The sequence below is a fragment of the Hornefia porci genome (assembly GCF_001940235.1).
Lineage (GTDB): Bacteria > Bacillota > Clostridia > Peptostreptococcales > Anaerovoracaceae > Aminicella > Aminicella porci.
Genome location: NZ_MJIE01000001.1, coordinates 1,093,676 through 1,119,503, shown reverse-complemented (window position 1 = coordinate 1,119,503; position 25,828 = coordinate 1,093,676). Strand labels below are relative to the sequence as shown.

General features: G+C 52.5%; 25 protein-coding genes. 18 read left to right on the top strand and 7 right to left on the bottom strand.

Going from position 1 to position 25,828, the window contains the following annotated elements:
* Positions 1–139 precede the first annotated feature (139 nt).
* The 10 genes from metA (at position 140) to BHK98_RS05265 (ending at position 8,223) form a co-directional block, all read left to right on the top strand.
* Positions 140–1,489: a homoserine O-acetyltransferase MetA gene (metA, locus tag BHK98_RS05305; protein WP_083628059.1), complete on the top strand. Its 1,350-nt coding sequence runs from the start codon at positions 140–142 to the stop codon at positions 1,487–1,489.
* The gene (locus tag BHK98_RS05300; RefSeq protein ID WP_083628058.1) at positions 1,444–2,397 is read left to right on the top strand and encodes an amino acid kinase family protein; all 954 of its coding nucleotides are present in this window, start codon (positions 1,444–1,446) and stop codon (positions 2,395–2,397) included. The genes metA and BHK98_RS05300 overlap by 46 nt, the downstream gene beginning before the upstream one ends.
* Before the next feature lie 30 nt (positions 2,398–2,427).
* Positions 2,428–3,801, top strand: a complete 1,374-nt coding sequence (locus BHK98_RS05295; protein WP_075712526.1) for an MFS transporter — start codon at positions 2,428–2,430, stop codon at positions 3,799–3,801.
* A 234-nt stretch (positions 3,802–4,035) separates the two neighbouring features.
* Positions 4,036–4,392 (top strand): hypothetical protein, encoded by a 357-nt coding sequence (locus tag BHK98_RS05290; RefSeq protein WP_075712525.1) that lies wholly within the window; start codon positions 4,036–4,038, stop codon positions 4,390–4,392.
* Positions 4,393–4,569: 177 nt separating this feature from the next.
* On the top strand, positions 4,570–4,743 hold the full coding sequence (locus tag BHK98_RS13500) for a hypothetical protein (RefSeq protein WP_158024465.1): 174 nt from the start codon (positions 4,570–4,572) through the stop codon (positions 4,741–4,743).
* Positions 4,744–4,793: 50 nt separating this feature from the next.
* A complete protein-coding gene (locus BHK98_RS05285; RefSeq protein ID WP_075712524.1) occupies positions 4,794–5,570 on the top strand; it encodes a DUF2705 family protein in 777 nt (258 codons plus the stop codon).
* Positions 5,534–6,280, top strand: a complete 747-nt coding sequence (locus BHK98_RS05280) for a hypothetical protein (protein ID WP_075712523.1) — start codon at positions 5,534–5,536, stop codon at positions 6,278–6,280. The genes BHK98_RS05285 and BHK98_RS05280 overlap by 37 nt, the downstream gene beginning before the upstream one ends.
* Positions 6,267–7,001 (top strand): DUF2705 family protein, encoded by a 735-nt coding sequence (locus tag BHK98_RS05275; RefSeq protein ID WP_075712522.1) that lies wholly within the window; start codon positions 6,267–6,269, stop codon positions 6,999–7,001. The genes BHK98_RS05280 and BHK98_RS05275 overlap by 14 nt, the downstream gene beginning before the upstream one ends.
* Positions 7,002–7,010: 9 nt before the next feature.
* Positions 7,011–7,664 (top strand): ABC transporter ATP-binding protein, encoded by a 654-nt coding sequence (locus BHK98_RS05270; protein ID WP_075712521.1) that lies wholly within the window; start codon positions 7,011–7,013, stop codon positions 7,662–7,664.
* Positions 7,648–8,223: a hypothetical protein gene (locus BHK98_RS05265; RefSeq protein ID WP_075712520.1), complete on the top strand. Its 576-nt coding sequence runs from the start codon at positions 7,648–7,650 to the stop codon at positions 8,221–8,223. The genes BHK98_RS05270 and BHK98_RS05265 overlap by 17 nt, the downstream gene beginning before the upstream one ends.
* A gap of 76 nt (positions 8,224–8,299) precedes the next feature.
* On the opposite strand, the gene BHK98_RS05260 is transcribed toward BHK98_RS05265, so the two are convergent.
* The 4 genes from BHK98_RS05260 to BHK98_RS05240 form a co-directional block, all read right to left on the bottom strand.
* Positions 8,300–9,694, bottom strand: coding sequence for a TrpB-like pyridoxal phosphate-dependent enzyme (locus tag BHK98_RS05260; RefSeq protein WP_075712519.1), 1,395 nt, complete (start codon positions 9,692–9,694; stop codon positions 8,300–8,302).
* A gap of 398 nt (positions 9,695–10,092) precedes the next feature.
* Positions 10,093–11,337, bottom strand: a complete 1,245-nt coding sequence (locus BHK98_RS05250; protein WP_075712517.1) for a glutamate-5-semialdehyde dehydrogenase — start codon at positions 11,335–11,337, stop codon at positions 10,093–10,095.
* Positions 11,334–12,146 carry a glutamate 5-kinase gene (gene proB / locus BHK98_RS05245; RefSeq protein WP_075712516.1) on the bottom strand — a complete coding sequence of 271 codons (813 nt, stop codon included), beginning with the start codon at positions 12,144–12,146 and terminating at the stop codon, positions 11,334–11,336. The genes BHK98_RS05250 and proB overlap by 4 nt, the downstream gene beginning before the upstream one ends.
* A gap of 185 nt (positions 12,147–12,331) precedes the next feature.
* Complete coding sequence (locus BHK98_RS05240; protein ID WP_075712515.1) at positions 12,332–13,009, bottom strand: TIGR00266 family protein; 678 nt, start codon at positions 13,007–13,009, stop codon at positions 12,332–12,334.
* 300 nt (positions 13,010–13,309) lie between these two features.
* On the opposite strand from BHK98_RS05240, the gene nadE reads away from it, so the two are divergent.
* Genes nadE through BHK98_RS05225 form a run of 3 tightly spaced genes read left to right on the top strand, consistent with a single transcriptional unit; the run spans position 13,310 to position 16,817 of the window.
* On the top strand, positions 13,310–14,077 hold the full coding sequence (gene nadE, locus BHK98_RS05235; protein ID WP_075712514.1) for an NAD(+) synthase: 768 nt from the start codon (positions 13,310–13,312) through the stop codon (positions 14,075–14,077).
* A gap of 9 nt (positions 14,078–14,086) precedes the next feature.
* Complete coding sequence (locus tag BHK98_RS05230; RefSeq protein ID WP_075712513.1) at positions 14,087–15,562, top strand: UDP-N-acetylmuramoyl-L-alanyl-D-glutamate--2,6-diaminopimelate ligase; 1,476 nt, start codon at positions 14,087–14,089, stop codon at positions 15,560–15,562.
* On the top strand, positions 15,549–16,817 hold the full coding sequence (locus BHK98_RS05225) for an AfsR/SARP family transcriptional regulator (RefSeq protein WP_075712512.1): 1,269 nt from the start codon (positions 15,549–15,551) through the stop codon (positions 16,815–16,817). Before BHK98_RS05230 ends, BHK98_RS05225 begins: the two co-directional genes overlap by 14 nt.
* A gap of 111 nt (positions 16,818–16,928) precedes the next feature.
* Here BHK98_RS05225 and deoD read toward each other — a convergent pair whose 3' ends face one another.
* Together deoD and BHK98_RS05215 are read right to left on the bottom strand one after the other, a co-directional pair.
* Entirely contained in the window at positions 16,929–17,636 is a 708-nt protein-coding gene (gene deoD / locus BHK98_RS05220) for a purine-nucleoside phosphorylase (RefSeq protein WP_075712511.1), read from the bottom strand.
* A 207-nt stretch (positions 17,637–17,843) separates the two neighbouring features.
* On the bottom strand, positions 17,844–19,379 hold the full coding sequence (locus tag BHK98_RS05215) for an IS1634 family transposase (RefSeq protein WP_075712359.1): 1,536 nt from the start codon (positions 19,377–19,379) through the stop codon (positions 17,844–17,846).
* Between the two features lie 554 nt (positions 19,380–19,933).
* Here BHK98_RS05215 and BHK98_RS05210 point away from each other — a divergent pair.
* The 4 genes from BHK98_RS05210 to BHK98_RS05195 all read left to right on the top strand — a co-directional run bounded on the left by BHK98_RS05210 (position 19,934) and on the right by BHK98_RS05195 (position 24,224).
* On the top strand, positions 19,934–20,659 hold the full coding sequence (locus BHK98_RS05210; protein WP_075712510.1) for a DUF134 domain-containing protein: 726 nt from the start codon (positions 19,934–19,936) through the stop codon (positions 20,657–20,659).
* 107 nt (positions 20,660–20,766) lie between these two features.
* Positions 20,767–21,471 carry a response regulator transcription factor gene (locus BHK98_RS05205; RefSeq protein WP_075712509.1) on the top strand — a complete coding sequence of 235 codons (705 nt, stop codon included), beginning with the start codon at positions 20,767–20,769 and terminating at the stop codon, positions 21,469–21,471.
* A 109-nt stretch (positions 21,472–21,580) separates the two neighbouring features.
* Positions 21,581–23,209 (top strand): HAMP domain-containing sensor histidine kinase, encoded by a 1,629-nt coding sequence (locus BHK98_RS05200; protein ID WP_075712508.1) that lies wholly within the window; start codon positions 21,581–21,583, stop codon positions 23,207–23,209.
* A 346-nt stretch (positions 23,210–23,555) separates the two neighbouring features.
* Positions 23,556–24,224 carry an NAD(P)H-hydrate epimerase gene (locus BHK98_RS05195; RefSeq protein WP_075712507.1) on the top strand — a complete coding sequence of 223 codons (669 nt, stop codon included), beginning with the start codon at positions 23,556–23,558 and terminating at the stop codon, positions 24,222–24,224.
* A 330-nt stretch (positions 24,225–24,554) separates the two neighbouring features.
* Here BHK98_RS05195 and rpsT read toward each other — a convergent pair whose 3' ends face one another.
* Entirely contained in the window at positions 24,555–24,827 is a 273-nt protein-coding gene (rpsT, locus tag BHK98_RS05190; RefSeq protein ID WP_075712506.1) for a 30S ribosomal protein S20, read from the bottom strand.
* Between the two features lie 275 nt (positions 24,828–25,102).
* On the opposite strand from rpsT, the gene BHK98_RS05185 reads away from it, so the two are divergent.
* Positions 25,103–25,717 carry a hypothetical protein gene (locus tag BHK98_RS05185; RefSeq protein ID WP_075712505.1) on the top strand — a complete coding sequence of 205 codons (615 nt, stop codon included), beginning with the start codon at positions 25,103–25,105 and terminating at the stop codon, positions 25,715–25,717.
* Positions 25,718–25,828: the final 111 nt, after the last annotated feature.

Below are 25,828 nucleotides of genomic sequence, written 5' to 3'. Positions count from 1 at the left end.
AGACGGGCATTCTGCGGAGCCGTTCACAGGCGTTTCACAGGAACGCGGACCGCGTGTTTCCTTTGCAATATGCGGCGTCTTGTGATAAAATTCAGTTTGTATTATTTTGTAACGGATGACAGATCAGGGGGTGGTCGGTATGCCTATTAAAGTACCAAATAATCTGCCGGCGGTGGATACCTTAACAAAGGAAAATGTATTTGTGATGACGGATGCCAGGGCGATGACGCAGGATATCCGTCCTTTGCATATTCTGCTGCTGAACCTGATGCCTACCAAGATAGAGACGGAAACACAGCTGACGCGGCTTCTGGGAAACACGCCGCTGCAGATCGAGCTGGAGCTTCTGCAGACCGGCACACATAAAGCGCGCAATGTTTCGCAGGAGCATATGCTGGCCTTTTATAAGACCTTTCACGAGATCAGAAACAATTATTATGACGGGATGATTATCACCGGCGCGCCGGTTGAACTCATGGAATTCGAGGAGGTAGAATACTGGGACGAGCTTTGTGAAATCATGGAGTGGAGCAAGAGTCACGTTCACAGCACATTCCATATCTGCTGGGGAGCGCAGGCGGCGCTGTATTACCATTACGGGATTCCCAAGCACGTCCTGCAGAAGAAACTGTCCGGCGTCTATGAGCATCACCTGGACTACAAAAACGGGATGCTGTTCCGGGGCTTCGACGACGTGTTTTATGTGCCGCACTCCAGAAATACTACGGTGAACCGGGAGGACATCGAGGCGGTGAGCGAACTGAAGGTGATCGCCAGCTCCCCGGAGGCGGGAGTCTTCGCCGTGAAGTCGGAAAACGACCGCCAGATCTTTGTGATGGGACATTCTGAATATGACTGGGACACATTGCTGAACGAGTATCTCAGGGACAAAAAAGCGGGACTGGATCCGGCTGTCCCCGACCACTATTTTCCGGAGGATGACGACACGCAGCCGCCGGTGGTGCGCTGGCGATCCTGCGCCAATCTGCTGTACTCCAACTGGCTGAACTATTTCGTTTATCAGTCCACGCCATATGATATCAGCACCATCAGCAGGGAGGATCTGGCTCCGGCGCTGCAGGAACGGGCTGATCTGAAGGTGGCGAAGTTCGGAGGGACATCTCTGGCGACGGCGGTGCAGTTCCAGAAGGTCGCCGGCATTCTCCGGGAGGATCCGGCCAGGAGGTATATTGTTGTGTCTGCGCCGGGAAAGCGGAGAAAGGACGATGTCAAGATTACGGACATGCTCATCGAGTGCGCCGGAAACCCGGAGCTTATGGATCAGCGGTTCATCGACATCACGAGCCGGTTCCGCGAAATTGTTCGGGGCCTGAAGCTCTCCTTCGACCTGGACGCAGAGCTGGAGAAGATACGGCGGGACTATGAACAGAACGGTTCGGACGCCTTTCTGATCAGTCGGGGGAATATCTCTGTGCGCGGATCATGGCGGAATATATCGGGGCGGATTTTGTGGACGCGGCAGAACTGATTCTCTTCGACGGACAGGGTAACTTTCTTGAGAGGGAGAGCCGCCGCCGGATCGCCGAGGTCCTTTCCGGCCATGAACGTGCTGTGATTCCGGGCTTCTACGGATCTGGGACGGACGGACGCATCGTGACCTTTCCGCGGGGAGGCTCGGATATCACGGGGGCGGCGGTTGCCGCCGGAGTGACTGCGGATATCTACGAGAACTGGACGGATGTCAGCGGCCTTCTGATGGCGGATCCGAAGGTGGTGAAAAATCCGCTTCCGGTACCGGTGATCACGTACAAAGAACTGCGGGAGCTGGCGTTCATGGGCGCTGAGGTCATGCATGAGGATGTGGTGTTCCCTGTGCGGAAAATGGGAATTCCCATCAATATCCGTAATACGGACCGGCCGCAGGATCCCGGCACACTGATCGTGAAGAACGCCGACTACTATCCGTCGGTGCTGAAAATTTCCGGAATTTCCGGCGGCACGGGGTATGCGAGTATTGTAGTGGAAAAAGAGCGTCTAAACGAGGATGAAGCTCTGCGGACGACGGTGATGCGTATCTTCGGGGAACAGAGAATTCCGATTCTGAATATCCTGACCGGCGTGGACAGCCTGAATATCTTTGTGAACGAAAAAGACATCCGCGGGCATGTCCGTGAGCTGACAGCGCAGATACGGTCTGCGGTCAGCGCCGACAAAGTAACGGCTGCAACGGGAATCGCCATGATCGCGGTGGTGAGCCGGTTCATGAGCAGCTCGCCGGCGATCGGCGCCAAGGTTCTGACCGCGCTGGCCTCCCGCCGGATCAACGTGCGGATGATCGACTACGGCGTAGAGGGCATCAGTACGCTGGTGGGAATCGACGAAGGTGATTACAGAAACGGAGTCCAGGCGATTTACACAGAGTTCATCAAGAAGTAAAAACGGAAAGGAAGACAGGACAGGAAAGCCGTGACGGAGATAACGATCAGACAACAGAAGAACACCCTGCGGATGACGGTGGTCACCGCCTTTATCACGACGTTTATGGGAAGTGCGCTTAATCTGTCGGTGCCGGCGCTTGAGGAGCAGTTTCAGGTCAGTGCAGCGCTGGTGGGATGGGTGGTCACTGCCTTCACGCTCACGGTCGCCGCATTCAGTGTACCTATGGGGAAGCTGGCGGACGCCACCGGAAGGCGACGTGTGCTGCTGATCGGCATCGCCTCTTTTGGCGTGCTGTCGGTGCTCTGTATTTTTTCCGTGAATATCTGGATGATGATACTGTTCCGCGGATTGCAGGGAGTGGCGGCGTCTATGATCTATGCGACGAACAACGCCCTGCTGATCAGCGTGTTTCCGGGATCGGAAAGGGGAAGAGTCCTGGGAATCTCCACTGCGGCAACGTATGTCGGACTGTCCATGGGACCGGTGATCGGCGGAATCCTGAACCATCGTATGGGATGGCAGTCCATCTTTGCGGTGACCTTCTTCTGCACGGTACTTTCCTTTGTTCTGGCATGGGCGGGCGCGCCGAAAACAAAGCCCGACCCTCCGCAGTGCCGGACTGACGCGGCGGGGAACCTGCTTTTCATCGCGATGATTTCTCTGATTCTCTACGGACTGACGAATCTGACGATTTCCCGTTACGGATGGCTCATTCTGATCTGCGGTCTGGCTCTCGCGGCGGCGTTTATCCTGGTGGAGCAGAGAGCGGAGGATCCGGTTATCAGGCTCACGATGTTCACCCGTGACAGAGTGTTCGCGTTCTCGAACCTGGCGGCTCTCCTGAATTACGGCGCGACATTCGCCATCAGTTATCTGGTCAGCATCTATCTGCAGGTGGTTATGGGTTATTCCTCCCAGACGGCCGGCGTCATTCTGATCTGCATGCCGGCGGTGCAGGCGCTCTTTTCGCCGCTGATGGGGAGGCTGTCGGACCGGGTGCCGCCCTACAAGCTGGCCAGCCTGGGGATGGGGCTCTGTGTGGCGGGGCTGGTGATGTTTTCCCTTCTCGGTCTCTATACTCCCTTCGCGTGGATTATCGCCGCGTTTGTCGTGGAGGGCTTCGGTTTCGCGCTGTTTTCTTCGCCGAACACCAACGCTGTTATGAGCTGCGTGAACAAAGATGAGTACAGCGTGGCCAACTCCATTCTGGCGACCATGCGGACCTTCGGACATTCCGCCAGCATGGCCATCGTGACCATCGTTGTCGGAATGGGCCTCGGAAACGCGGCTCTGACGGAGGCTGCACCTTCTCAGCTGGTAAAAACCATGCACTGGTGCTTCCTGGTATTCGTTGTCCTCTGTGCCATCGGCACGGTGCTCTCACTGGAGCGGAAGCGGTGAAGGCGGCGGTCAGGTCGCGGTGATATCCGTATTTGGAAACCACGCAGAAATCCGAAGAATCCTTTTAAATCAGATTTTCCCTCCGGAAAATGAAGAAAATTTCTTTTTTGTGTCCCCGTTTACGTTGCTTTATCGTATATATATATATATATACTAATAGAAGGGGAACGGAGGGAGTGATGTGTCGACAAAAAAACCGATATTGCCTGTAGTATGGAGAGGACGAAACAGAAAATGAATATTCGTATTGTAATTATTACTCTTGTATGTGTGATGTCTGTTGCCGCAATAGAAATGTTTACCGCCGGCATCCTTCATCTGATTCTGATCGCGGCGGTGCTTGCGGTAATGATGCTGTTTATCGGAGTGTCCGTGAAAAAGGAAAAGCAGAAAGGTAGGAGCAGGGCGGGGAGCGGTCTTGACGACAAAACAGTCGTTCTGATTGTGGCGCAGGTGTTTGCCATGGAGGCGTTGACAAAGATTCCCTCGGTTTTCCTGAAATGGCTCTGCATCGGAATCGAGGCGCTGCTGTTTGCCTTTCTGGTGGATCGATTCCAGAACGGAACCGCAAAGGAGAGAGATTCGGTGTGAGCGCGCATTAAATTAAAATGAATTGTTTTCCGGGCAGCGGCAGCTGCCCGTTTTTGAGTTTCGGTTGACGGGAAATTGTTGAAATGTTAATATAAGAGCATAGAAGTGAGAAATATGTGAATAATTATTTAAATCTGCATGGGAATATTAATACAGTGGTTATGGGAGGAGGAAGATATGCCATTTTTAAATGAGATTGTTTTGATTGTAAATTTAGCGATCTATGGAGCAATAATCTATGCCATCGTCAGGCTTTGTCGCAAAAAATCCAATATCGAGGAGCTTTTGTATAAGATACTTGAAGCCTTGCGAGGAGATAGCAGCAACGGTAATACGACAAGACCTGATTGAGAGGAAATGTACTCAGGGAATGAAAATCTGATGTGGGTTGAGGGCAGATTATGTTTATGAAAGACTTTGTTGCCAGAATTTATGGAAACAAAATCAGATGTTGTGTTACACTCATCGTTCTTCTGTTACCTGTTTTGGATATTGTAATATATTGCTGTAATCTGATTAGAAGCGGGGGCAGCACAATTGCCCCCGCATATGGGACATTTTTAGCCAGCAATACGACAGATCATCTGGTTCAGATTATACTGCTGTGGTTTCTTCCGCTTTATACATTGGTTATAACGGGGGAGGGACCTCTGGAGGACCGGCATAGAGGTTATCACCGGGCGCTCATGGGGAGAATGGGAAGAAATGCATATTACACAGAGAACATAAAGTGTTCATTTGTATTTGTTTTTTTCCTGGTCAGCATTGCCTTGCTGATAAATTTAGGACTGGTGTCAATACTGTGTCATGGAGGGAAATATATTCCAATAGAGATGGATGATTCCCCTGAAAACCTGTTGTATAATTTAAGCAATGCACATCCGTTTCTGGCCAATCTGGGATTTATTTTTGTTACAGCCTTTTTGGCAGGGCTGATATCGACAGTGGGAACGGCCCTTGCGCTAGTGACGGCAGATAGAAAAATAGTTTATACGGTGACCTTTTTTCTGTGGTTTGTTCCTACGTCAACCAATTCGTCACTATTACTGGTGATGCAGCCTTTTACAGAATATGATTTTGAAACATTGCTGCCGATATTTCTGATTGTTACTGCAGGGTATTTGATATTGATAAGGGTATTATGTTTCTGGAAAATAAGAGTGAGCGCGTTGGAGTGATTTTAATTGTAACGGCATATATCGGGTTTCTGGCGGCGGATTGCATTTTATCGACATCTCCATTGGTTACATTGAGGGATTTCGGTTTTGACGATGAGTATCTTGTCGGCGAAATGTTAAGTAAGCATGGATATTTTGGCGCGAATGCATATATGAAAATTTATTGCTGCTTTTTTCTGATTGCTGTTCAGATTGCACTGCCGCGCAGCGAGAGTGTGATCATATGCAGATGTTCATCGAGGCAGGATTATGTCAATAGGGAAATCAGACATATCCTGTTATATTCGATTACATTTATGGCGATACATCAGACGGCGTCTGTCTTGTTTATCTGCAATGTGTTCAGGCTGACGGAAGAAGCATATATTAAGCTGGCGTGGAGCCTCGCCATCGATTTCGGAATAGGAGGTCTGTATTTCCTGTGTATGTCTTTGATATTTATAATTCTGAGGAAGATATTGCACAGAATTGTGATTTCCGTAGTTATTGTGGTTTTAATAAACGTGGTGGAATATCAGCTTTATCCTGCCGTATTCGTCCATTTTCAGGAATTCCTCTTCCCTCGGAGCCTCTCGGCACCGGGGGCGTATTTTAAAGGATCCTGCGGCTTGCCGGAGGTTGTATTTACAATGATATTGTGTGTAACAAAAGCTGTAGCGCTGTGTATTATCGCCGGAGCGGTTGAGGAGAAAAGGGATGTTATGCAATAATCTGAACAAACAGGGAACATATGTCGTTTTGCTTTGTGCCGTGTTGTTTCAGGCATTAGCCGGAAAATATCTTATCGGTTATGAAAGTCCGCTGATGTTCTGTGAACTCGAACCGCACATTTCCGGCGCATCCGGGATCGTGCTGTCGCTTATGAAGGTGTACTTTGTGGTTCCGTTTATTCTGCTGATTTTCTGGGGCGGTGCCGGAAATCTGATTTCCGGCTATGCAGTGCTTGAAATCGTACGAAATAAGAGCAGATATCATATTATCGGAAATGCGTTTTCGGGCGCCGCTGCGCAATTAGCGATGATAGTAACTGCGGAGGTATTGATTTTCTTTCTGATATTTCATCAGGCGGCCGGCGAATTGAAAACAGAAGTGTGGTTACAGGAGATATTCAGATATTATTCAGGGCTGTTTTTTGTAACTATAATCATGTATTTTCTTGAGTTGTTCACAGATATGACAGTCTCATTTATAATTGCCAATCTGTATTTCATCCTTTCCGTCGTGTTGCCGATATTGTTGAACAGCGACGGAAAAAACAGATTTATCGGGCTGCTGTTTCCGGCGTATTATGCATTTTCAAATGACGCGGGCAAATCCAATTTTTATGCGGTCTCTGATTTCCCGATGAGTGATATACTGTATGTAATTGGATTGGCTTTTTTAGTATCAATAGTTTTTTGTCGGATTTACATCAGGTCAGATATAATTTAGGAGGGGGAAATGTTAGAATTAGTTCATGTGACAAAGAGATTGAAAAAGAAAACTGTGCTGGATGATATTTCCTATACATTTGAGAGCGGCGTGGTATACGGGCTGTTTGGCGTTAACGGATCAGGGAAAACAATGCTTTTGAGAATGCTTTCCGGCCTGATTCGTCCTACAGAAGGAAAGGTTATCTATGAAGGAAAAATACTGCATGAGGAGATTCCCATGCTGCCGGATGTAGGCGTTGTAATTGAGAATATGGAACTTCTGCCATACTATACGGCATATGAGAATCTTATCCGTCTTTCAAAGATTAAAAACGTGGCGTCGCAGGATGACATCAGGCTTGCATTGGAAAGGGTAGGGCTTGACCCGGAATCAGAATTAAAAGTCCGGAAATTCTCTCTGGGGATGAAACAGAGACTGAATATCGCACAGGCATTCTTTGAGAAACAGAAAATAATATTACTGGACGAACCGACAAATGCTGTTGATCATAAAGGCGTGCAGCAGATTTATGATGTGATTCAACAGGAAAAGAAACGTGGGGCGCTTATCGTGATTGCCACACACCATGACAATGATTTGAGAAATATGTGCGACGAGGTGCTCCTGATGGATTCAGGAAAACTGATGCTGCAGGAGGGGTGCGATGAAGAGAATGGCTGAATTCTCCATGATATTGCTGATGCTCGTACTTATTCTGACGGGATGTGCAGAAAATGAAACCCGGACAGAAACTGAAGAAAGCATTCGGCAGAAGAAAATCATGGAGCAATGGGAAAAAGCATATAAAGAAGCCGAGCTGATTGTGGTTTCGATTCAGAGAGAGGGACAACTCAGCAGTGAAATGAAAAAGAGGGTCAGGAAGAACCTGGATGTGATGCTGGATAATTGTCTGAAAGTGAGGCAGAGCGAAACCGCGATAATGAAAGCAGAATACGGAGCGGGATTTTTTCAGAAGCTTACCACATATTATGCAGAAGAAGAGGAGCAGGAAGCTCTGCGGAAAAGTAAGGTGGCGGCGCTGACAAAGAACATTGGAACCTATGTCTGGAATGTTCAAATAGAATATGAAAACAGTGGAACGAAAAAGCTCGACAAAGAAGAGAAGGAGATTTCGCACCAGATAAAAAAATTCAGCAGGCACAAAGTCAGGTATACCGACGAGTATCTGGAGGAACTGGAAAAATATTACTCGAACCGGAAAAATAACGAAAACCGGTGATATCGGCAGAATAAAATCCGAAGCCGCGAGAATACGGGCAGCTTCGGATTTTATATTATGGGTATTTACTTTATTTCTATTTCGTTTCGTTGCCGGGGAACTGCGGTACCTTGGCAAGGCTGGCGGCGATGTCTTCATCGGTGGGAATGGAATCGGTCATGGTTCCGTCGTTGAACTGCTGGTAGGCCGTCAGGTCGAAATAGCCTGTGCCGGTGAGGCCGAAGACGATTGTCTTTTCCTCTCCGGTTTCCTTGCATTTCAGCGCCTCATCCATCGCCCCCTTAATCGCGTGGCTGCTTTCCGGCGCCGGTAGAATACCCTCGCAGCGCGCGAATTCCTCAGCCGCGGCGAAGACTTCCGTCTGCTCGTAGGCTCTCGCTTCAATGTATCCCTGATCGTAAAGCTCGGAAACGATGGAGCTCATGCCGTGGAAACGGAGCCCGCCCGCATGATTCGGGGATGGGATGAACTGGCTTCCGAGGGTGTACATCTTGGCCAGCGGGCAGACCTCGCCGGTGTCGCAGAAGTCGTATACATACTTGCCTCTGGTCAGTGACGGACAGGACTTCGGCTCCACCGCGATGATGCGGTAATCCGCTTCGCCCCGGAGCATTTCGCCCGCGAACGGTGAGATCAGGCCGCCCAGGTTGGAGCCGCCGCCGGCGCAGCCGATGATGATGTCCGGCCGGATATCATATTTGTCCAGCGCGATCTTTGTTTCCAGACCGATCACACTCTGATGGAGCAGAACCTGGCTCAGTACGCTGCCCAGAACATAACGGTATCCCTCAGTAGAGGTGGCGACCTCCACCGCTTCGGAGATGGCGCAGCCCAGAGAACCGGTGGTTCCCGGGAATTCCGCGTTAATCTTCTTTCCGACTTCCGTCTCCATAGAAGGCGACGGCGTGACGGAGGCGCCGTAAGTTCTCATAACCTCCCGGCGGAAGGGCTTCTGCTCATAGGAGACCTTGACCATGAAGACCTTGCAGTCCAGTCCGAAGTAGGAGCAGGCCATGGAAAGGGCTGTCCCCCACTGGCCGGCGCCGGTCTCGGTGGTGACGCCTTTCAGTCCCTGCTTCTTGGCGTAATAGGCCTGAGCGATGGCGGAGTTCAGCTTATGGGAGCCGCTGGTGTTGTTCCCTTCAAATTTGTAGTAGATCTTCGCCGGCGTCTGAAGCTTCTCCTCCAGGCAGTAAGCCCGGACCAGCGGAGAGGGACGGTACATTTTGTAGAAGTTACGGATTTCCTCCGGAATATCGATGTAGGGATCCGTCTCGTTCAACTCCTGCTGTACAAGCTCGTCGCAGAAGACATGCCCCAGCTCTTCGGCGGTCATGGGCTTCAGCGTGCCGGGGTTCAGCAGCGGAGCCGGTTTCTTTTTCATATCGGCTCTGACGTTATAGTACTGCGTCGGCATTTCGTTCTCAGAGAGATAGATTTTGTAAGGGATTTTCTTTTCTTTGTCAGTCATGGTAATGTCTCCTCCTTGTATTCTGCTGGGGGACGGCAGTGCCGGTCTGCGCTCCGCACAAAAAAGACTCCCGTCCCAACCTGAAAATGCTGGGACAAGAGCCGTAATCCTCTCTTGCGGTGCCACCCGGCTTGACGCTTGCGCGCCCGCTCTGCGCATACAATCATATGCTGCCTTTGTTCACGGAGCTGCTTCTCCGTCGCCCCTACTGAGTTGCCTGTTCGGTTTGCCCTCGGGAGTCCATTCCATACGGCCCGTGCCTGCGCCATCTCACCATCGGCTGCTCTCTCCAAAGGCGGTTTCCGCATGTACTCTTCTCCTTCAACGGTTTTCAATATTGATTTTTCTCTATCATACTACCCGGATTTGGTTTTGTCAACAAAAAAATCAAAGAATTTTTATCGAATCTGCCCATTCCCGTCGATGACGTACTTGTAGGTGACCAGCTGGTTTACGCCCATGGGGCCTCTGGCGTGGAGTTTCTGGGTGGAGATGCCGATTTCTGCGCCCAGGCCCAGTTCGCCGCCGTCCGTAAATCGGGTCGAAGCGTTGTGATACACCGCTGCGGAATCCACCTCTGCCTGGAACTTTGCCGCGGCGGCGGGGTCCTCCGTGACGATGCAGTCACTGTGATGTGTGGACCAGCGTTCGATGTGCCGGATGGCCTCCTCGATGGAATCCACAATCCGCACACCCATGATTAAATCGACATATTCTTTTCCCCAGTCCTCATCCGTCGCCGGGCGCATATCGCGGAAAATCTCCCGTGAGGCGTCGTCACCCCTGAGCTCGACTTCCTTTTCGCGAAGCCGCTTTCCGATAACCGGCAGAGCCCTGTCCGCGATTTCCCGGTGAATCAGAAGCTTTTCCGCCGCGTTGCACACAGAGGGGCGGGAGGTCTTGGCGTTGACCGCGATGGCGGCAGCCATCTCCACGCTGGCGGCTTTGTCCACATAGATGTGGCAGTTTCCGGCTCCGGTTTCAATGACCGGAACGCGGGCGTTGTCCACGACGCTGCGGATCAGTCCCGCGCCGCCGCGGGGAATCAGTACGTCCAGATATTCTGTCAGATTCATCATTTCCGTTGCGGAGCGCCGGTCGGTGTCGGTTACGAGCTGAACGCAGTCTGCGGGCAGAGGGCTGTCGGAGAGGGCCTCGCGCATGATGCGGGTCACCGCCAGATTCGTCCGGAACGCTTCTTTTCCGCCACGCAGGATACAGGCGTTGCCGGCCCGGATGCAGAGGGCGGCGCAGTCGCTTGTCACATTGGGGCGCGCCTCGAAGATGATTCCGATGACGCCGAGGGGGACGCTGACTCTGCGAACATGAAGTCCGTTGGGCAGATCGTATTCCTCCAGAACGCGGCCCACGGGATCCGGCCATTCCGAGACGGCAGTCACGCCGTCAGCCATGCCGTGGACACGTTCTTTGGAGAGAGCCAGACGATCCAGCATAGACCGTGGCATTCCGCCGGCTTCTGCGGCAGTGAGATCCTGCCGGTTCGCCTCCAGAATCTCGGCCTGCCGGCAAATCAGTGCGCCGGCGACATCCTTAAGGGCCAGTTCTTTGTCTTCCGGGGAAACGGTGCGCAGGATTCTGGCGGCGTCCTTCGCCCGGGCTCCCATCTTTTCCAGATCAGTCATTTTGTATCCTCTCGCACCGGCAGAAACAGTGTGCCGATGCTTTCTCCGTCAAACAGACGGTACAGATTTTCCGGGTCGGCGCCCTGGATTACGCAGCAGGGAATGCCGGCAGCTGTGGCAATCCGGGCGGCGCTGATCTTGGTGGCCATCCCGCCGGTTCCCAGCCGCGAACCGGGTTTTCCGGCGAGCTTTACGATCTGCGGCGTGATTTCAGGCACGACGGGAATCAGAGTGGCGTCCGGAACCTCCGCCGGATTGGCGGTATACAGTCCGTCGATGTCGGTCATCAGCACCAGAGTTTCCGCGCCGATGAGCTTCGCGACGATAGCGGAGAGCGTGTCGTTGTCTCCGATTCTGCGGCCCTCCAGCTCTGCGGTGGCCACGGTGTCGTTCTCGTTGACGATGGGGATGATGCCCAGCTCCAGCAGCCGGGTGAAGGTGTTGACGACGTTGTTTCGAGTGACCTCGCTGTCCACGACGTCAGCGGTCAGCAGGATCTGAGCGACGGTCTGGTTGTATTCGCCAAACAGCTTGTCGTACAGAAACATCAGCTCGCACTGCCCGACGGCAGCCAGAGCCTGTTTCCGGCTGGTGTCCTGCGGACGCTTTTCGACGCCCAGCTTTCCCATTCCCACGCCGATTGCGCCGGAGGTGACCAGCGTCACCTCGCGCCCTGAGTTCTGCAGGTCTGTGATGACCCGGCAGAGATCGCCCATATGACGGAAATTGATTTTCCCGCCGGGGTAGGTCAGCGTGCTGGTTCCTACTTTGATTACAATACGTCTGCTATTTTTGATAATGCTGTTCATTGTGTTGTGTCAATCCTTTGCCGGTCGGATGTCAGCAGATGTCCGCCGGATATCCGCGGATGTTCGCCACATGTTCATCGCATGTCCGCCTGAGTCCGGCCGGGATTTTCGCCGGGCTTCATCCGGGACTTCCGCCGGACTTCATCCGGGCTTCGGACGGATTCCGACCGGATCGTTTAAGAGGTTCAGTTTCCTGTGGGGAGATAGGGAATCAGAGCGCCTGCCACGGAGTTAATCGGCATGGTCTGAAGAAGAATTTTTCCCGGACCGTGGATTACCGTATTAAAGACGCCTTCGCCTCCGAAGACCATGTTCTTCAGACCGGGCACGGTGACGATCTCCATGGAGCAGGTGGCGTCCATCGCCGCGAGATATCCGGTGTCCACGATGATGCTCTGTCCCGGCCCCAGCTCATATTCCACCACAGACCCGTCGATTTCCAGGAAAGCTGTTCCGTGTCCCGAGAGCTTCTGCATGATGAAGCCCTCTCCGCCGAACAGCCCGGATCCGATTTTTTTCTGGAAAAATACAGAAAGCTCCACGCCCGCCTCACTGGCCAGAAATGAGGATTTCTGTGCGACGATTTCCCGTCCCGGCGCGATGTCGTAAGCCTTGATGCTTCCGGGGAAGGAGGTAGCGAATGCGATTTCTCCGGGGCCGCCCTGGGCGCTGTACCGGTTCAGGAATATGCTTTCTCCGGAAAACATCCGTCCGAGGGCTTTTCCGAAGCCTCCCGCGTTGGTTTCCATTTTCATGTTCGGGCTCATCCAGCTCATGGCGCCCTTTTCTGTGATCAGTGTTTCTCCCGGCTCTACGTTGCAAATGACCACCGGAAGCGGCGTTCCTTCGATTCTGTACTGCATCTGTGTCTCCTTCCTCTACTGCAGGAATTAAGTTTCTCCGATTAAGCTTCCAAATTAAGCTTCTCCCAATATACGTTAATCAGTGCGTGCCTGCGTACGCCACAGCTGTTCTGCGCGCCGCGCCGCCGCGGAAATCCTTTGTCCCCGCACGCTGAGTCCGACGGGATAAAAGACCTGCACTGACTTGCACTAATTATATCGGAATCTGTACCTCCTTGCAATAGTGTGCTATAATATTACGATATCCTGCGGCGGCGGACGTGCGGAGCCGCGGCAGAAATTGATACGAGGAGGTCAGTTATGAAATTATACGATCCTGATTTTGACGCCGCAAAGGTAACTGAAAGCATTACGGCGTGGATCCGCGATTTTTTTGAGGAGAACGGAAAGGACTGCCGGGCAGTGGTAGCCGTCAGCGGCGGGAAGGACAGTTCTGTCGTCGCAGCACTCTGTGTCCGGGCACTGGGAAAAGACCGGGTCTTCGGCGTGCTTCTGCCCAACGGGGAGCAGGCGGACATCGATGCGTCGAAAAAGCTGGTGGCGCACCTCGGCATTCCCCATGCGGTCATCAATATCCGCGACGGATACAGCGGGCTGATGAACGAGCTGAAGGAGCAACTCGACTGTGAGATTTCAGCTCAGACCGTGACTAACCTGCCGGCGCGCCTCCGGATGGCGACCGTCTATGCAGTGGCGCAGTCAATGAACGGACGCGTGGCGAATACCTGCAACCTGTCCGAGGACTGGGTGGGGTACGCCACCAGATACGGCGACGGTGCCGGAGATTTTTCTCCGCTGTCGCAGCTGACTGTGGAGGAGGTTCGCGCGGTCGGCATGGAGCTGGGGCTGCCGGAGGAGCTCGTGTTCAAGGTCCCCATCGATGGTCTGACGCCGCTGACGGACGAAGAACACCTGGGCTTCACCTATGACGCTCTGGACCGCTACATCCGGACCGGCGTCTGCGAGGATCCGGAAACAAAGGAAAAGATTGACCGGAAGCATGCGCAGAACCTCTTCAAGCTGAAGCTGATGCCGGCCTATGAGCATGACGGCCCGATCCGGGCGTAGGAGGTTCTGATGAAACTGTCATTACTGTTTGAGGGTGCGCCGGAAATCGAGATTACCGGACTTGCCATGGATTCCCGCAAGGTTAAGCCGGGCAGCATCTTTTTCTGCCTGAAGGGGCTGGAGGCGGACGGCCACGATTTTGCGGGAAAGGCTGCCGATGCGGGTGCGGCGGCGATTGTTCACAGCGAGCCTGTGGAGAAGCGCGACGGCGTCTGCTATCTTCACAGAGAGAACGTCATGCGGGAACTGAACCGGGTCTGCGACCTGTTTTACGGAAGCCCGAGCCGCAGACTGACCATGTTCGGCGTTACGGGAACGAACGGGAAATCCACGACTGCCAGCATTATCAGCGATATTTTCTCTGCGGAGACTCCCTGCGGATATATGGGAACCATCGCGGTGCGCTACGGAAATTACAGCCGGGTGCCGACGCTGACGACACCCGACCAGATTGAGGTCCACGGCGATCTCGCGGAAATGGCGGAGCACGGAATGAAGGCGGCCGCCATGGAGGTGAGCTCCCACGGCCTTTCCATGGGGCGGGTGGATTCGGTGGACTTCGACTGTGCGATTTTCACCAATCTTACCTATGACCACCTCGATTATCACAAGACGATGGAGAACTACTTTGAGGCCAAGAAGCTTTTGTTCCGTCACATGAAAAAGGACGGCGTCGCCGTTCTGAACGCAGACGACGAGGCGAGCATCGAGGGGCTGAAGGAGTGCTGTGCCTGCCGTTACGTGACCTACGGCACGGGCGTTCTGGGATCGGCGGACTATATGGCGGAGGACGTGAGACTGACCACGGAGGGAACGGCTTTTACTCTTGTTACAAAGGAAGGCGTCCGTCCTGTGCGCACCAATTTAATCGCGCTCTATAACATTTACAATCTGCTGGCGGCCATTGCGGCCATGCACGAATGCGGGATGCCGCTGGATAAAATGCTTCCTCTGCTGGAAGATATCCCGCAGGTAGACGGCCGGATGGAAATTATCGACGAGGGGCAGGACTTCGGCGTGATCGTCGACTACGCCCATACGCCGGACGGCTTCGACAAGGTCTTTGAGTACGGGGATGCGATTACAAAGGACGGCGGGGACATCATCGCGGTCTTCGGCAGCGCCGGAAAGAGGGACAAAGTCAAGCGGAAGGTGCTGGGAGCCATCGCCGGACGGCACTGCGCGCAGGTGGTGGTTACAGAAGAGGACCCCAGAAACGAGAAGGCCGCAGATATCGGCGAGGTCATCTTGTCCGGCGTGAAGGAAAGCGGCGGCAGCGGGGTCTTTGTGGAAGACCGGAAAACCGCCATAGAGAAGGCGATACGCATGGCTAAGCCCGGCGATCTGGTGCTCATCCTCGGCAAGGGCGACGAGTCCTATATGTACTATGGAGACGGAAGGGTTCCCTGGATCGGGGACAATGAAGCGGCGCGGGGGGCGCTGAGAAAACTGCGGAGCAACGGCAGGGGGGATGAAATTGAATGACGTGCTTAAGATCCAGATCCTGGGCGGATTCCGGGTCAGCTGCGGTGACAAGGTGATCGGAACCGGGATGGCCAGAGGCAACGCCAGGAAGATGTGGCTGCTGTTCGGATATCTTCTGATGAATTATGACAGGGCAGTGGGACAGAAGGAGCTGATTGACGTTCTGTGGTACGGAACAGAGGTTGTGAATCCGACGAACTCGCTGAAGGTGCTGGTGTTCAAGCTGCGCCGGGAACTGGATTCTCTGGGCTTCCGGCCGGGCGGCGAGATTATCCGGAGCGCCCACGGAACATACTTCTTCAATAACGGGATTCCTCATGAAATCGATGCGCTGGAATTTGAGAAGCTGGTTGAGAAGGCTTCGGACGGAGCACGGAGTGAGGATGAACGGATGGAGCTCCTGTACAGGTCACTGTCTCTGTATAAGGGAGACGTGCCTGAGATGGCAGAGGGACACCCGTGGGTGACTGCGCTGCGAACCCGGTTCGGGACTCTGTACCGCGATGCGGTGACAAAGCTGCGGACGATTCTGACCGGGCGGGGCGAATACCAGAAGGTGGTGAGCGTCTGTAATGATGCGCTGATGCGTCAGCCCGACGAGGAGGCATATTTCTATTACCTGATTTCCGCCTATGTGGCCATGGGGAATTACAGCGCCGCCTCCGGGATGTACAGCCGGGTCAGGGCTCTGTCCCGCGGCGAGTCGATTCACGGGGAAGACAGGAGTCCCGCGGAGGACGTGCTCCTGCCGGCGGCGCGTCTTTCACAGAGTGGAATGCCGGAACGTGACCTGTCGCCGGGGGAACTGACCTCGGATCTGGAGGAAAAACTCGATTACGTGTCCGGATTTTTCGTGGAATACAATGATTTCCGGCAGATTTACCGTATGGTGGCGCGTCAGCTGGGTCAGGCGATCGGGGTCGCCCGTCTTTCTGTGTATTCCCTGAAACTTCGGGAAGGCGCGAAGGCGGCGGAGGAAGAAAAGCAGGCCCACCTGAGGATCCTGGAAAACGCTCTCGCCTTCATGCTTCACTATAAGACGGTGTTCACCCGCTCGGGACCGACACAGTACGCGGTACTTCTGATCGATGTTTCCGAGGAAACCGCACTGGACTTTACGGACAAGGTTCGGGAATATTTTGAGACCCATCGACAGAATCAGGACTTCAGTATCGCTCACGGCATGGATGTGCTGGAGTCTGCTCACATCAGACAGCAGAAACGGATGAACGGAACAGACGCCCCGCTGACATGAAAACAGGGAGCCGGATGACGGCTCCCCGTATGACCTTATCAGATGAGTGGAGGTTTCACGGCCGGCCGCATGAGCCGGGTGCCGGCTCCCCGGTCTGACAGGAGGAACCGGCTATTTCACGGCGGCCTCCAGAGCGAGCTTCATCATATCGGTGAAGGTGGTCTGCCGCTCCTCTGCGGTGGCTTTTTCTCCGGTCACAAAGCTGTCGCTGATGGTCATGATGGCCAGCGCGTTTTTTCTGCAGTACGCGGCGTTCATATAGAGGGCCGCGGCTTCCATCTCCACAGCCATGACGCCCATGCGGGCCCAGCGCTTCCACCAGTCGTCGGTGGTTTCATAGAATACATCACAGGAAACGATGTTGCCCGCAGTGAAGGGAATTCCGGTTTCCCTGCCGGCTTCCTGCAGCCTGGTCAGAAGCGAGTAGCTGCAGCAGGGCGAGTATTGTCCCGGCACGTCGAACGCGTGCTGAAAGTTGGAATCGGTGGACGCGGCCAGCCCGACCACAATCTCTCCGACATTGATGTCCTCCCGGAAGGAGCCCGCTGTGCCGATCCGGATGATGTTCTCCACCCCGTGCTCGTTGTACAGTTCCCAGGAATAGATCCCCATGGAGGGCATTCCCATTCCGCTTCCCTGTACGGAAACGGGAACGCCTTTGTATGTTCCGGTGTAACCGTACATATTGCGGATTTCAGAGTACCGGACCGGATTGTCCAGAAAATTCTCCGCGATAAACTGAGCCCGGAGAGGATCTCCAGGCATCAGCACCGATTCTGCCACCGGCGCCCGATGGTCAACGGCGATATGTAATGACATGATGCTTACCTCCTTGCTGTTCTGTTCGCAGCATTTGTCTTTTTTTATGTACACCCAGAATTATATCACAGGATGACGGAGAATTGTTATTGACATATGTCGTCCCGACTTTGCCACTTGTTTGAAGTAAAAACTCCCACAGGCGTGTAGTTGCACGCTTTTGGGAGTTTCTTCTCTAGAATTATGTGACGTACTTAATATTTCATCCTAGAACGTTTTAATCTGCTTCTTCAATTTCCGGATCTCCCCATCGGAGTACAGTTTCTTTGGAATCTTCAGGTCAAAAGCATCCAGGATCTTCAATACATCTTCTGTATCTGCATTCGCAAACCAATAACTGTCATCTCCCATAGGAACCACGCCCCACTTCTGAAGAGCCTCCTGCACACGTCTTCCGGAAATTCCATAGGTCCAGTTGCGGCCATCATTCTTGGATCTGGGATTTTTCAGTAAATATTTCCTCTGAATCAGTCGAACCATGATCAATGCGATCATGCAGATCAGAAGATGCGCATGAATGTGTTCTTTGGTTTTTACAAACATCGGACGTGTTTCCAGAGTGCCTTTCATTTCATGGAACTGATCCTCAATTCTGGAAAGACCGTGATATTTATCAATGACTTCCTGCGGGTCCATGCCCAGTTCACTTGTTCTAAGCTGGTAATATCCCATGAGTGAGGTGTACTGTTCCAGTTTTGTTTCATCGATCATTGCAAGCAGTTTATCGGAATCCAGAATCTCTCCGGTATCCTTGTTCACGACGTCTTTTGACAGGAATCTCCTCAGACTTCTGGCCTGTGCATGGGTGACACGAAAAGATGACGGACTGTCCTTCAGTTTCCTGATAAAGTCAAGGAACTTCCTGTGTTCGGCAACATCGCGGGCATAGAATTTTCTGCTCCAGTAAACGACGGATTTCTGCTGAATTGTCCGGATATTCCCCTCCGCATCCCGGACTTTCCTTGTAATGATACGGGATTTGAATTTGAAATTGTCATCCACAACGGTATATCCATCCTGATCCAGTGTCCATTCTACGTCATTTTTCGTTGATTTTTTCAGGCTCTTGCTGATGATGTAACCGTTGCCGTCATCCAGAAGGCGGCACATAATCGGTCCTGTGCAGATCCCTTTGTCTGCGATAAATATGGATCTTCCGGAAAACCCCAGTTTCGTAACGGTTTCATCATATGTCGGAACAGCCGTCTGATGGTCCAGGGTATTTCCGGGAAACAGATTGATGGAAATGGGAATGCCGTTGCGATCAAGGAACATCGCCATCTGGACAATCGGTTGCTTCCTCTGCTCCTTGCAAACACCGTTCTGCCGTATGCCTTTGCCAATGATGTTGCCGGCTTCATCTTCTTCCTCAGGATCAGGATCACCAATCTCAAAGTAAAAATTCGTTACATCGTAGAACAGAAGAGAAGTATCTCTGCCCATACCTTTCATGATGGACGAATTAATTCTCTGCATGATTTTAAAGCGATTTTCATAGACGACATCTAATGTGTCATAGACATGATAGACATAAGAGTCATCCTTGACCAATGGTACATAGTAGTCATCATTCTCGCGGGCAGTAGCAAATTTCGAAGCCGGACGGCAGATTCTTCCGTAGACCAGAAGCCGCATGTAATTTGCAAGATCGTAGGTGATTCTGGAGTTATGCTTGATCGTTGCCATGAGGGAAGCCAGTCCGAGGTCATGAAAAATCGGATCCAGAAGGATCTGCGCACACATACGCGGATGTGCATACTCTCGTAGAAAGAGTTCAGTTGAATCTGACAGCCCATGTTTAGAAGGCACCAAAGGCTCATTGCAGTAAGGAAGCAGCGAATCAATTAAAGGTTTCCCGTCTTTAAAAGACTGCTTCAGTCGTCTGACATAGTCCGGCTTACCATCATCAAAACGAGATAAAGGACCGATCGATAGTTCGGTATGCTTGTAGGAAGTGATTTTGGAAGGATCTTTTTTTGAAGGTCTGCGAACACTTCGAACAAGTCTGAGATAAGGAATTCCGTTATTATTGTAGCATTCAACGAACATAGTCACCTCCGTTACATACCTATAACTCTATATATAATTATATCACAAACGCAAGAAAAAATCCAGCAGAAATACTGGATTTTCAATGTTTTTTTATGTATTTTTAGTTTGTTTTTACCTCTTCAAGTGGCAAAGTCGGGTTATATCACAGGATGACGGAGAATTGTTATTGACATATGTCGTAAATAGGAGTAGTATAATTATTGACATATGTCGAAAAAAGTTTTTGCAGTTTACAGGGAGGAAATATGCCGAGACCCAAGAGATGCAGAAGAATATGCTGTTTCCCGGACTACTGGGAGTTTTCACCGGCGACGGACGAAGACGGGAACAGAATTCCGGGCGACATCGCGGAAACCGTTGTGATGACACTGGAGGAATACGAGGCTGTTCGTCTGATCGACCATGAGAAGCTGACGCAGCAGCAGTGCGCGGAGCAGATGGAGGTTGCGAGGACGACGGTTACCGCGATTTACGACAGCGCCCGCGGAAAGCTGGCGGATACGCTGGTGAATGGAAAAACTCTCCGGATCTCGGGCGGCGACTACCGGCTTTCTGGAAGCCGTCCGGATCTCCCTGCAGATTTTTCGGAGAAAGGAAGTAATACGATGAGACTTGCGGCAGCATATGAGGACGGAATGATATTTCAGCATTTCGGACATACAGAGCAGTTTAAAATTTATGATATTGAGGATGGAGCTGTCCGGAGAGAGACGGTGGTGCCTGTCCGCGGAGCGGGACACGGGGCGCTGGCCGGATTCCTGAAGGAAGCGGAGGTGGACGCGCTGATCTGCGGAGGAATCGGAGGCGGAGCCAGAACGGCCCTGGCCGAGGCGGGTATCGCTTTGTACCCCGGAGTAAGCGGACCGGCGGATGAAGCTGCACGGGCGCTGGCAGCGGGAACTCTGGACTACAATCCGGAAACCGTCTGCAGCCATCACGATCACGGGCACGGCGGAGGCTGCGGACGCTAGACGCAGAAGGTACACGATGGGACGTTAAGAAATTCCTAAGAATTTTCACAGCAATTTCTTAAAGTCTCTTTATTATACTGTTGTCAGAAACAGGAAAGGAAGCGGAAATGAACATTCTGATCTGTGACGACGACCGGGAGATTTCCCGGGCGATTGAGATTTATCTGAGGAATGAGGGCTATCATGTGATACAGGCCCGGGACGGACTTGAGGCGCTGGATGCGGTAAAGAAAAACGATATCCACCTGATCCTGATGGATGTCATGATGCCGCACATGGATGGGATTCAGGCGACTATGCAGATCCGGCAGGAGAAGAACATTCCGATTATCATGCTGTCGGCGAAGGCGGAGGATTATGACAAAATCAACGGGCTGAATGTCGGTGCGGACGACTATGTGACAAAGCCGTTCAATCCCATGGAGCTGGTGGCCAGGGTGAAGTCGCAGCTGAGGCGGTACACGGATCTGGGGAGCCTGCACAAAGAAGAGTCCGGCGATGTCTGGCGCAGCGGCGGTCTGACTCTGGACGATGCGAAGAAAAGCGTGGAAGTGGACGGCAGACCGGTTTCACTGACGCCTACGGAATACCGGATCCTCCTGTTTCTGGTGAAAAACGCGGGGCGCGTTTTCTCCATCGAACAGATTTACGAGAAGGTCTGGGACGAGCCGGCGTACAACCCGGAAAATACTGTGGCGGTGCATATCCGTCATATCCGGGAGAAGATTGAGATCGACCCGGGAAACCCGCAGTATCTGAAGGTGGTCTGGGGAACCGGCTACAAGGTGGAGAAATATCAGCGTGAGGTTTGAAGGGGGAAACCTGAGGCTGAAAGGGGGTAAACGTCAGGCTGAAGGAGGAAACGGGAGGTTTGAAGGGGGAAAAGAATGAAGAGAAAATTGACGAAAGGGGAAATGACGAATGGAAAACAATTTGGAAGGATATGAGAGAAAGAGGGTCTGCGGCGTCGCATCAGTGCTGGCGATTCTGTCCTTTGTGGCGGTTTTCGCGGACGGGGTCTTCCTGGATATTATGATCAGATTTCGGAACGAGAATCAGTTTTACGACTTCGGAGTGACGACGAGCCGGGTGAATCACGCGATGACTCCGTTCTGGGCGGTTCTGTTTGCCGGGATTGCGGTATTCTTTGTCAGCCTCGTAGTATCCGTAATGAAATGCGGGCGCCTGAAAGAAGGGGGAGGTGTGTGCATGACCTGGTTTGATCGGATCTTCGCGGAGGCGCATCTGCTGCTTGGAATATGCGCTGCCTGTATCTGCGCCCCCGCCGGATGGCTTTTGCAGAATGCATACCGTCACATCAGATGGCTCGGCCTTCTGACCGGCGCCGGCAACGTCAGTTACTCGGAGCTGATTAAGACCCATGCCGAGATTTCTGATGAGGAGCTGCTGTTTTCCGCGTCAATGGAGATTGCGCTTGCGGTGATTCTCCTGGCGCTGATCGCTCTGTTTGAGCTGCTGATCATTCACGCCTTTGCAAAGAAACTGAAAAACCGCGGCTTCTGGAAGGGTACCTTCATCGGCTGGCTGGCAGTCGGAATTTATCACGGACTGGCTCAGAGTGAGAAAACCTATCGTAACCTGATGATCGTGCTGGTTCTGCTGACGCTGGTGTCGGCAACCATGGTGGGCGCGATCGCGGTCCTGATACTTATCTTTGTTGTCGTCCCGAAATATTTTGCCAGATATGACGCGGTGAAGCAGGGGATCACCGAGGTGGCCTCGGGGAATCTGGAGTACAAAATAAATCTGCCCGGGGACGGAGAGTTCGAGCGCCTGGCGGAAAAGGTCAACTCGATTGCGGGCGCGCAGCAGATTGCGGTGTCAAACGAGCTGAAGAATGAGCGGATGAAAACGGAACTGATCACAAATGTGTCCCACGACCTGCGGACGCCGCTGACCTCGATGATTACCTATGTGGATCTTCTTGAAAATGAGGGGCTGGACAGCCCCAATGCGGAGGAGTATCTGCAGGTGATCGATGAGAAGACAAAAAGTCTGTACAAGCTGACGGAGGATCTGTTCGAGGCGGCAAAAGCATCCAGCGGGGACATCCCGGTTTCTCTGGAAACGCTTGATCTGAGAGCGCTGACGGAACAGGCGCTGGGAGAATTTTCGGACCAGCTGAAGGAAAGGAAGCTCTCCGTGGTGTTTACTCCTCCGGAGGAGCCGGCAATGATCCTCGGAGACGGAAGGCTGCTCTACCGGATTATGGAAAATATGCTGACAAATGTCGGGAAATATGCGCTGGAAGGCAGCCGCGTCTACATCAACATTGATGAGGAGCACAAAGCGGGGGAACCGGACATGCGTATCATGACGGTCAAAAATATTTCGGATGCGCCGCTCAATATCGATACGGATGAGCTGATGAACCGGTTTACCAGAGGCGACGATGCGCGGAATACGGAGGGCAGCGGACTCGGACTTGCTATCGCCAGAGATCTGGCGGCCGTAATGGGAGGCCGGTTCCGCGTGTCAATCGACGGCGACCTGTTCAAATGTGTTCTGATGATGCCGACGGGGGCTTAATGAGCAGACGCTGTTTAATGCATGCTCAGCCATCGAATATGCTTGAAAGATCAATAATACAAAGAGCATATTCGGTGGCCTGCCGCAAGGATTTTAAGGCGTATCATCCGAAAATCCTGCGGCAGCGGGATTCGGAAACGGCCGAATCCCTTAGCATAAGCATCAAACAGTGTCTGCCGGCGCACACTGACATTAGATGGTGCGCCGCGGCGCTGTTGACAGGCTGCTGCCAGCGCCCGTTAAGTCCGACGGGGACTTAACGAGCAGACGCTGTTTACGGAATCCGCAAAAAGGTGTATGATGTAGGTATTAATCACAGAATTTTCGATGATTTGGAGGGATACTTATGGAATTATATGAAAAGGAAACCGTGACCTGCGAAGAAATGAAGAAACTGGAGAGGGCGGCGGATGCAGCCGGATTGTCGTACAGCCGGATGATGGAGAATGCGGGGACCCGTGCCGCCGAAATTATAAGAGAAAACATTCCGAAATCCATCGAAAAGCCGAGGGCTGCGGTTTTCTGCGGCAAAGGCAATAACGGCGGAGACGGTTTTGTGGTCGCCCGCAGGCTGAGCGAGGCAGGCTGGAGCGTTGTCGCTGTTTTGGTAGAGGGGGAACCGGCGACAGAGGACGCGAAGAAGAACTACCTGCTGATTCGCGACAGAATTGAGGTCATGAACCGCCGGGCAGCGGCCGCCACAGGGGGATATGATGTCGTTGTGGACGCAATCTACGGAACTGGATTCCACGGAAATCTGAAAGATGAGGGGCTGAACGCCGTGGAGCTGATCAACAAGTTCGGCTATCAGAAGGCGGATGTGTTCTCTCTGGACATTCCCAGCGGACTGCCGGGAGATTATGACGACTGGAAGGAACCGGAGAAAAGCGTTATGGCGGATTATACGATTACCTTCCATGCGAAAAAACCTGTTCATGATCACAGACGCCTGTCCAATTTTCTCGGCGATGTAATCGTTGCGGACATCGGAATCGCCGAAGCGCTTAGGAAGTAGCGCAGACGGGGTGCTCAGACGGGGCGCGCAGACGGTCCGCTCAGACGGTCCGCTCAGACGGGGCGCGCAGACGGTCCGCCCGGGCGCCCCTCCCTTTTCCGGAACCTTTTTTGTGACGCGGCGAGTTTGTAGGTTTTGTGGGTTAATGATTAACCTACAAAACCTATTTTGTCGTTAATTTCCAAAAACACCGCCGGAAGACCGGAGCCGGAGAGGAAAGCGTGAGAAAAGCAGAGGCCATGAATGAAATAAAAAAACCAAGGGAGACACTTCCTTGGTTTTGCTCATTCATGTGTATTTAGCTTATACACTGGTGGGGACGGGTGAGACTTATTCTGCAGCCTTCGCTGCGTTCAGTTTCCGGGTTATCTGGGAGACCTTTCTGTTGGCGGACTGCTTGGAAATGGTATGCCTGGAAGCGGCCTTTTTCAGAGCCTTTTCTGCAAGCGTCCTTTTCTCTGCTGCTGCCTCTAAGTCGCCTGAAGCCAGCGTCTGGTTGTAATCCTTGAGAATTTTCTTCAGGTTCTCTTTGATTCGTCTGTTCTGAGCTGTCTTCTTGTCAATAACCTTGATTCTTTTTTTTGCGGATTTGATATTTGCCATAATTTTCACCCCACTATCTAATTCAGCAATCGTTTACGTAAATTCGCAACAACTAGTATACATTAGCAGCGCACACATTTCAAGGTTTTTTTACAATTTATGCATGATTTCGCGGAACATTTTGCAGCGCCTTTTGCGCAGACTGAAACTCCGCTTCTGCGCAGGCTTCGCGGCCGATTTTACATAATTTTGTGCGCACGGGTGTCTTTCGGTGAACTGCTCTTTGTGATATAATCTAACGTATTGCAGAAAACAGAAATGAATGGAGAAAGTGAATGAAACAGAATGGCATCCGAAAACGTGCCGTTATTATAGTGGTTTTATGTCTGGCGCTCTTCACAGGTCTGCTGGGGCTGCGGTCGCATCTCGACCATCGGCGGTCCTCCGGAGAGCTGGCCTTGTTTAAGGCGGCGTCGGTGGCGGAGCTGCGGGAGGGAACAAATACCGCAGTAGGGCTTACGGGCGCCGGCGCTTCTGTGAATCTGAGGATAGGCGGCGATGTGTACCGGGCCAGAGCCGATGAGGAGGGTCATTTCCGCATTCCGGAAATCGAGAAGGCCTCCGCGGGAACAAAGTACACCGTGCAGTTCCGGTCCGGCATCCTAAACTTTGAGCAACCGGGCAAAGTGCTGCCGAAAACCTGGATAAGTTCGGGGAAATATGAGGCGGGAAGCAGCAGGATTGCGGTCAGAGTGCATAACATCCGCAGGGGAGATACGGTATCTGTCATGGTCGACCGCAGAAAATACCGGCAGACCGCGAAGAAGAATGAACCGGAGAGCACCTTTGTGTTTGACATCGGGGAATTAAAGAAAAACGACATGCTGAATCTCGTGGTGTTCGGCCAGTACCGGCAGGAGGTGGCGCAGAAGGCGTACCTGATTAAATAGTATCTGCCTGTTAAGATCAAGTCCCGCCGGATCTGACGGGTGCGGAGACAGTCACAGGCAGAATAAAGGCGTAAAAGGAATACGAAACAGATATACAGGAATATAAAGGAA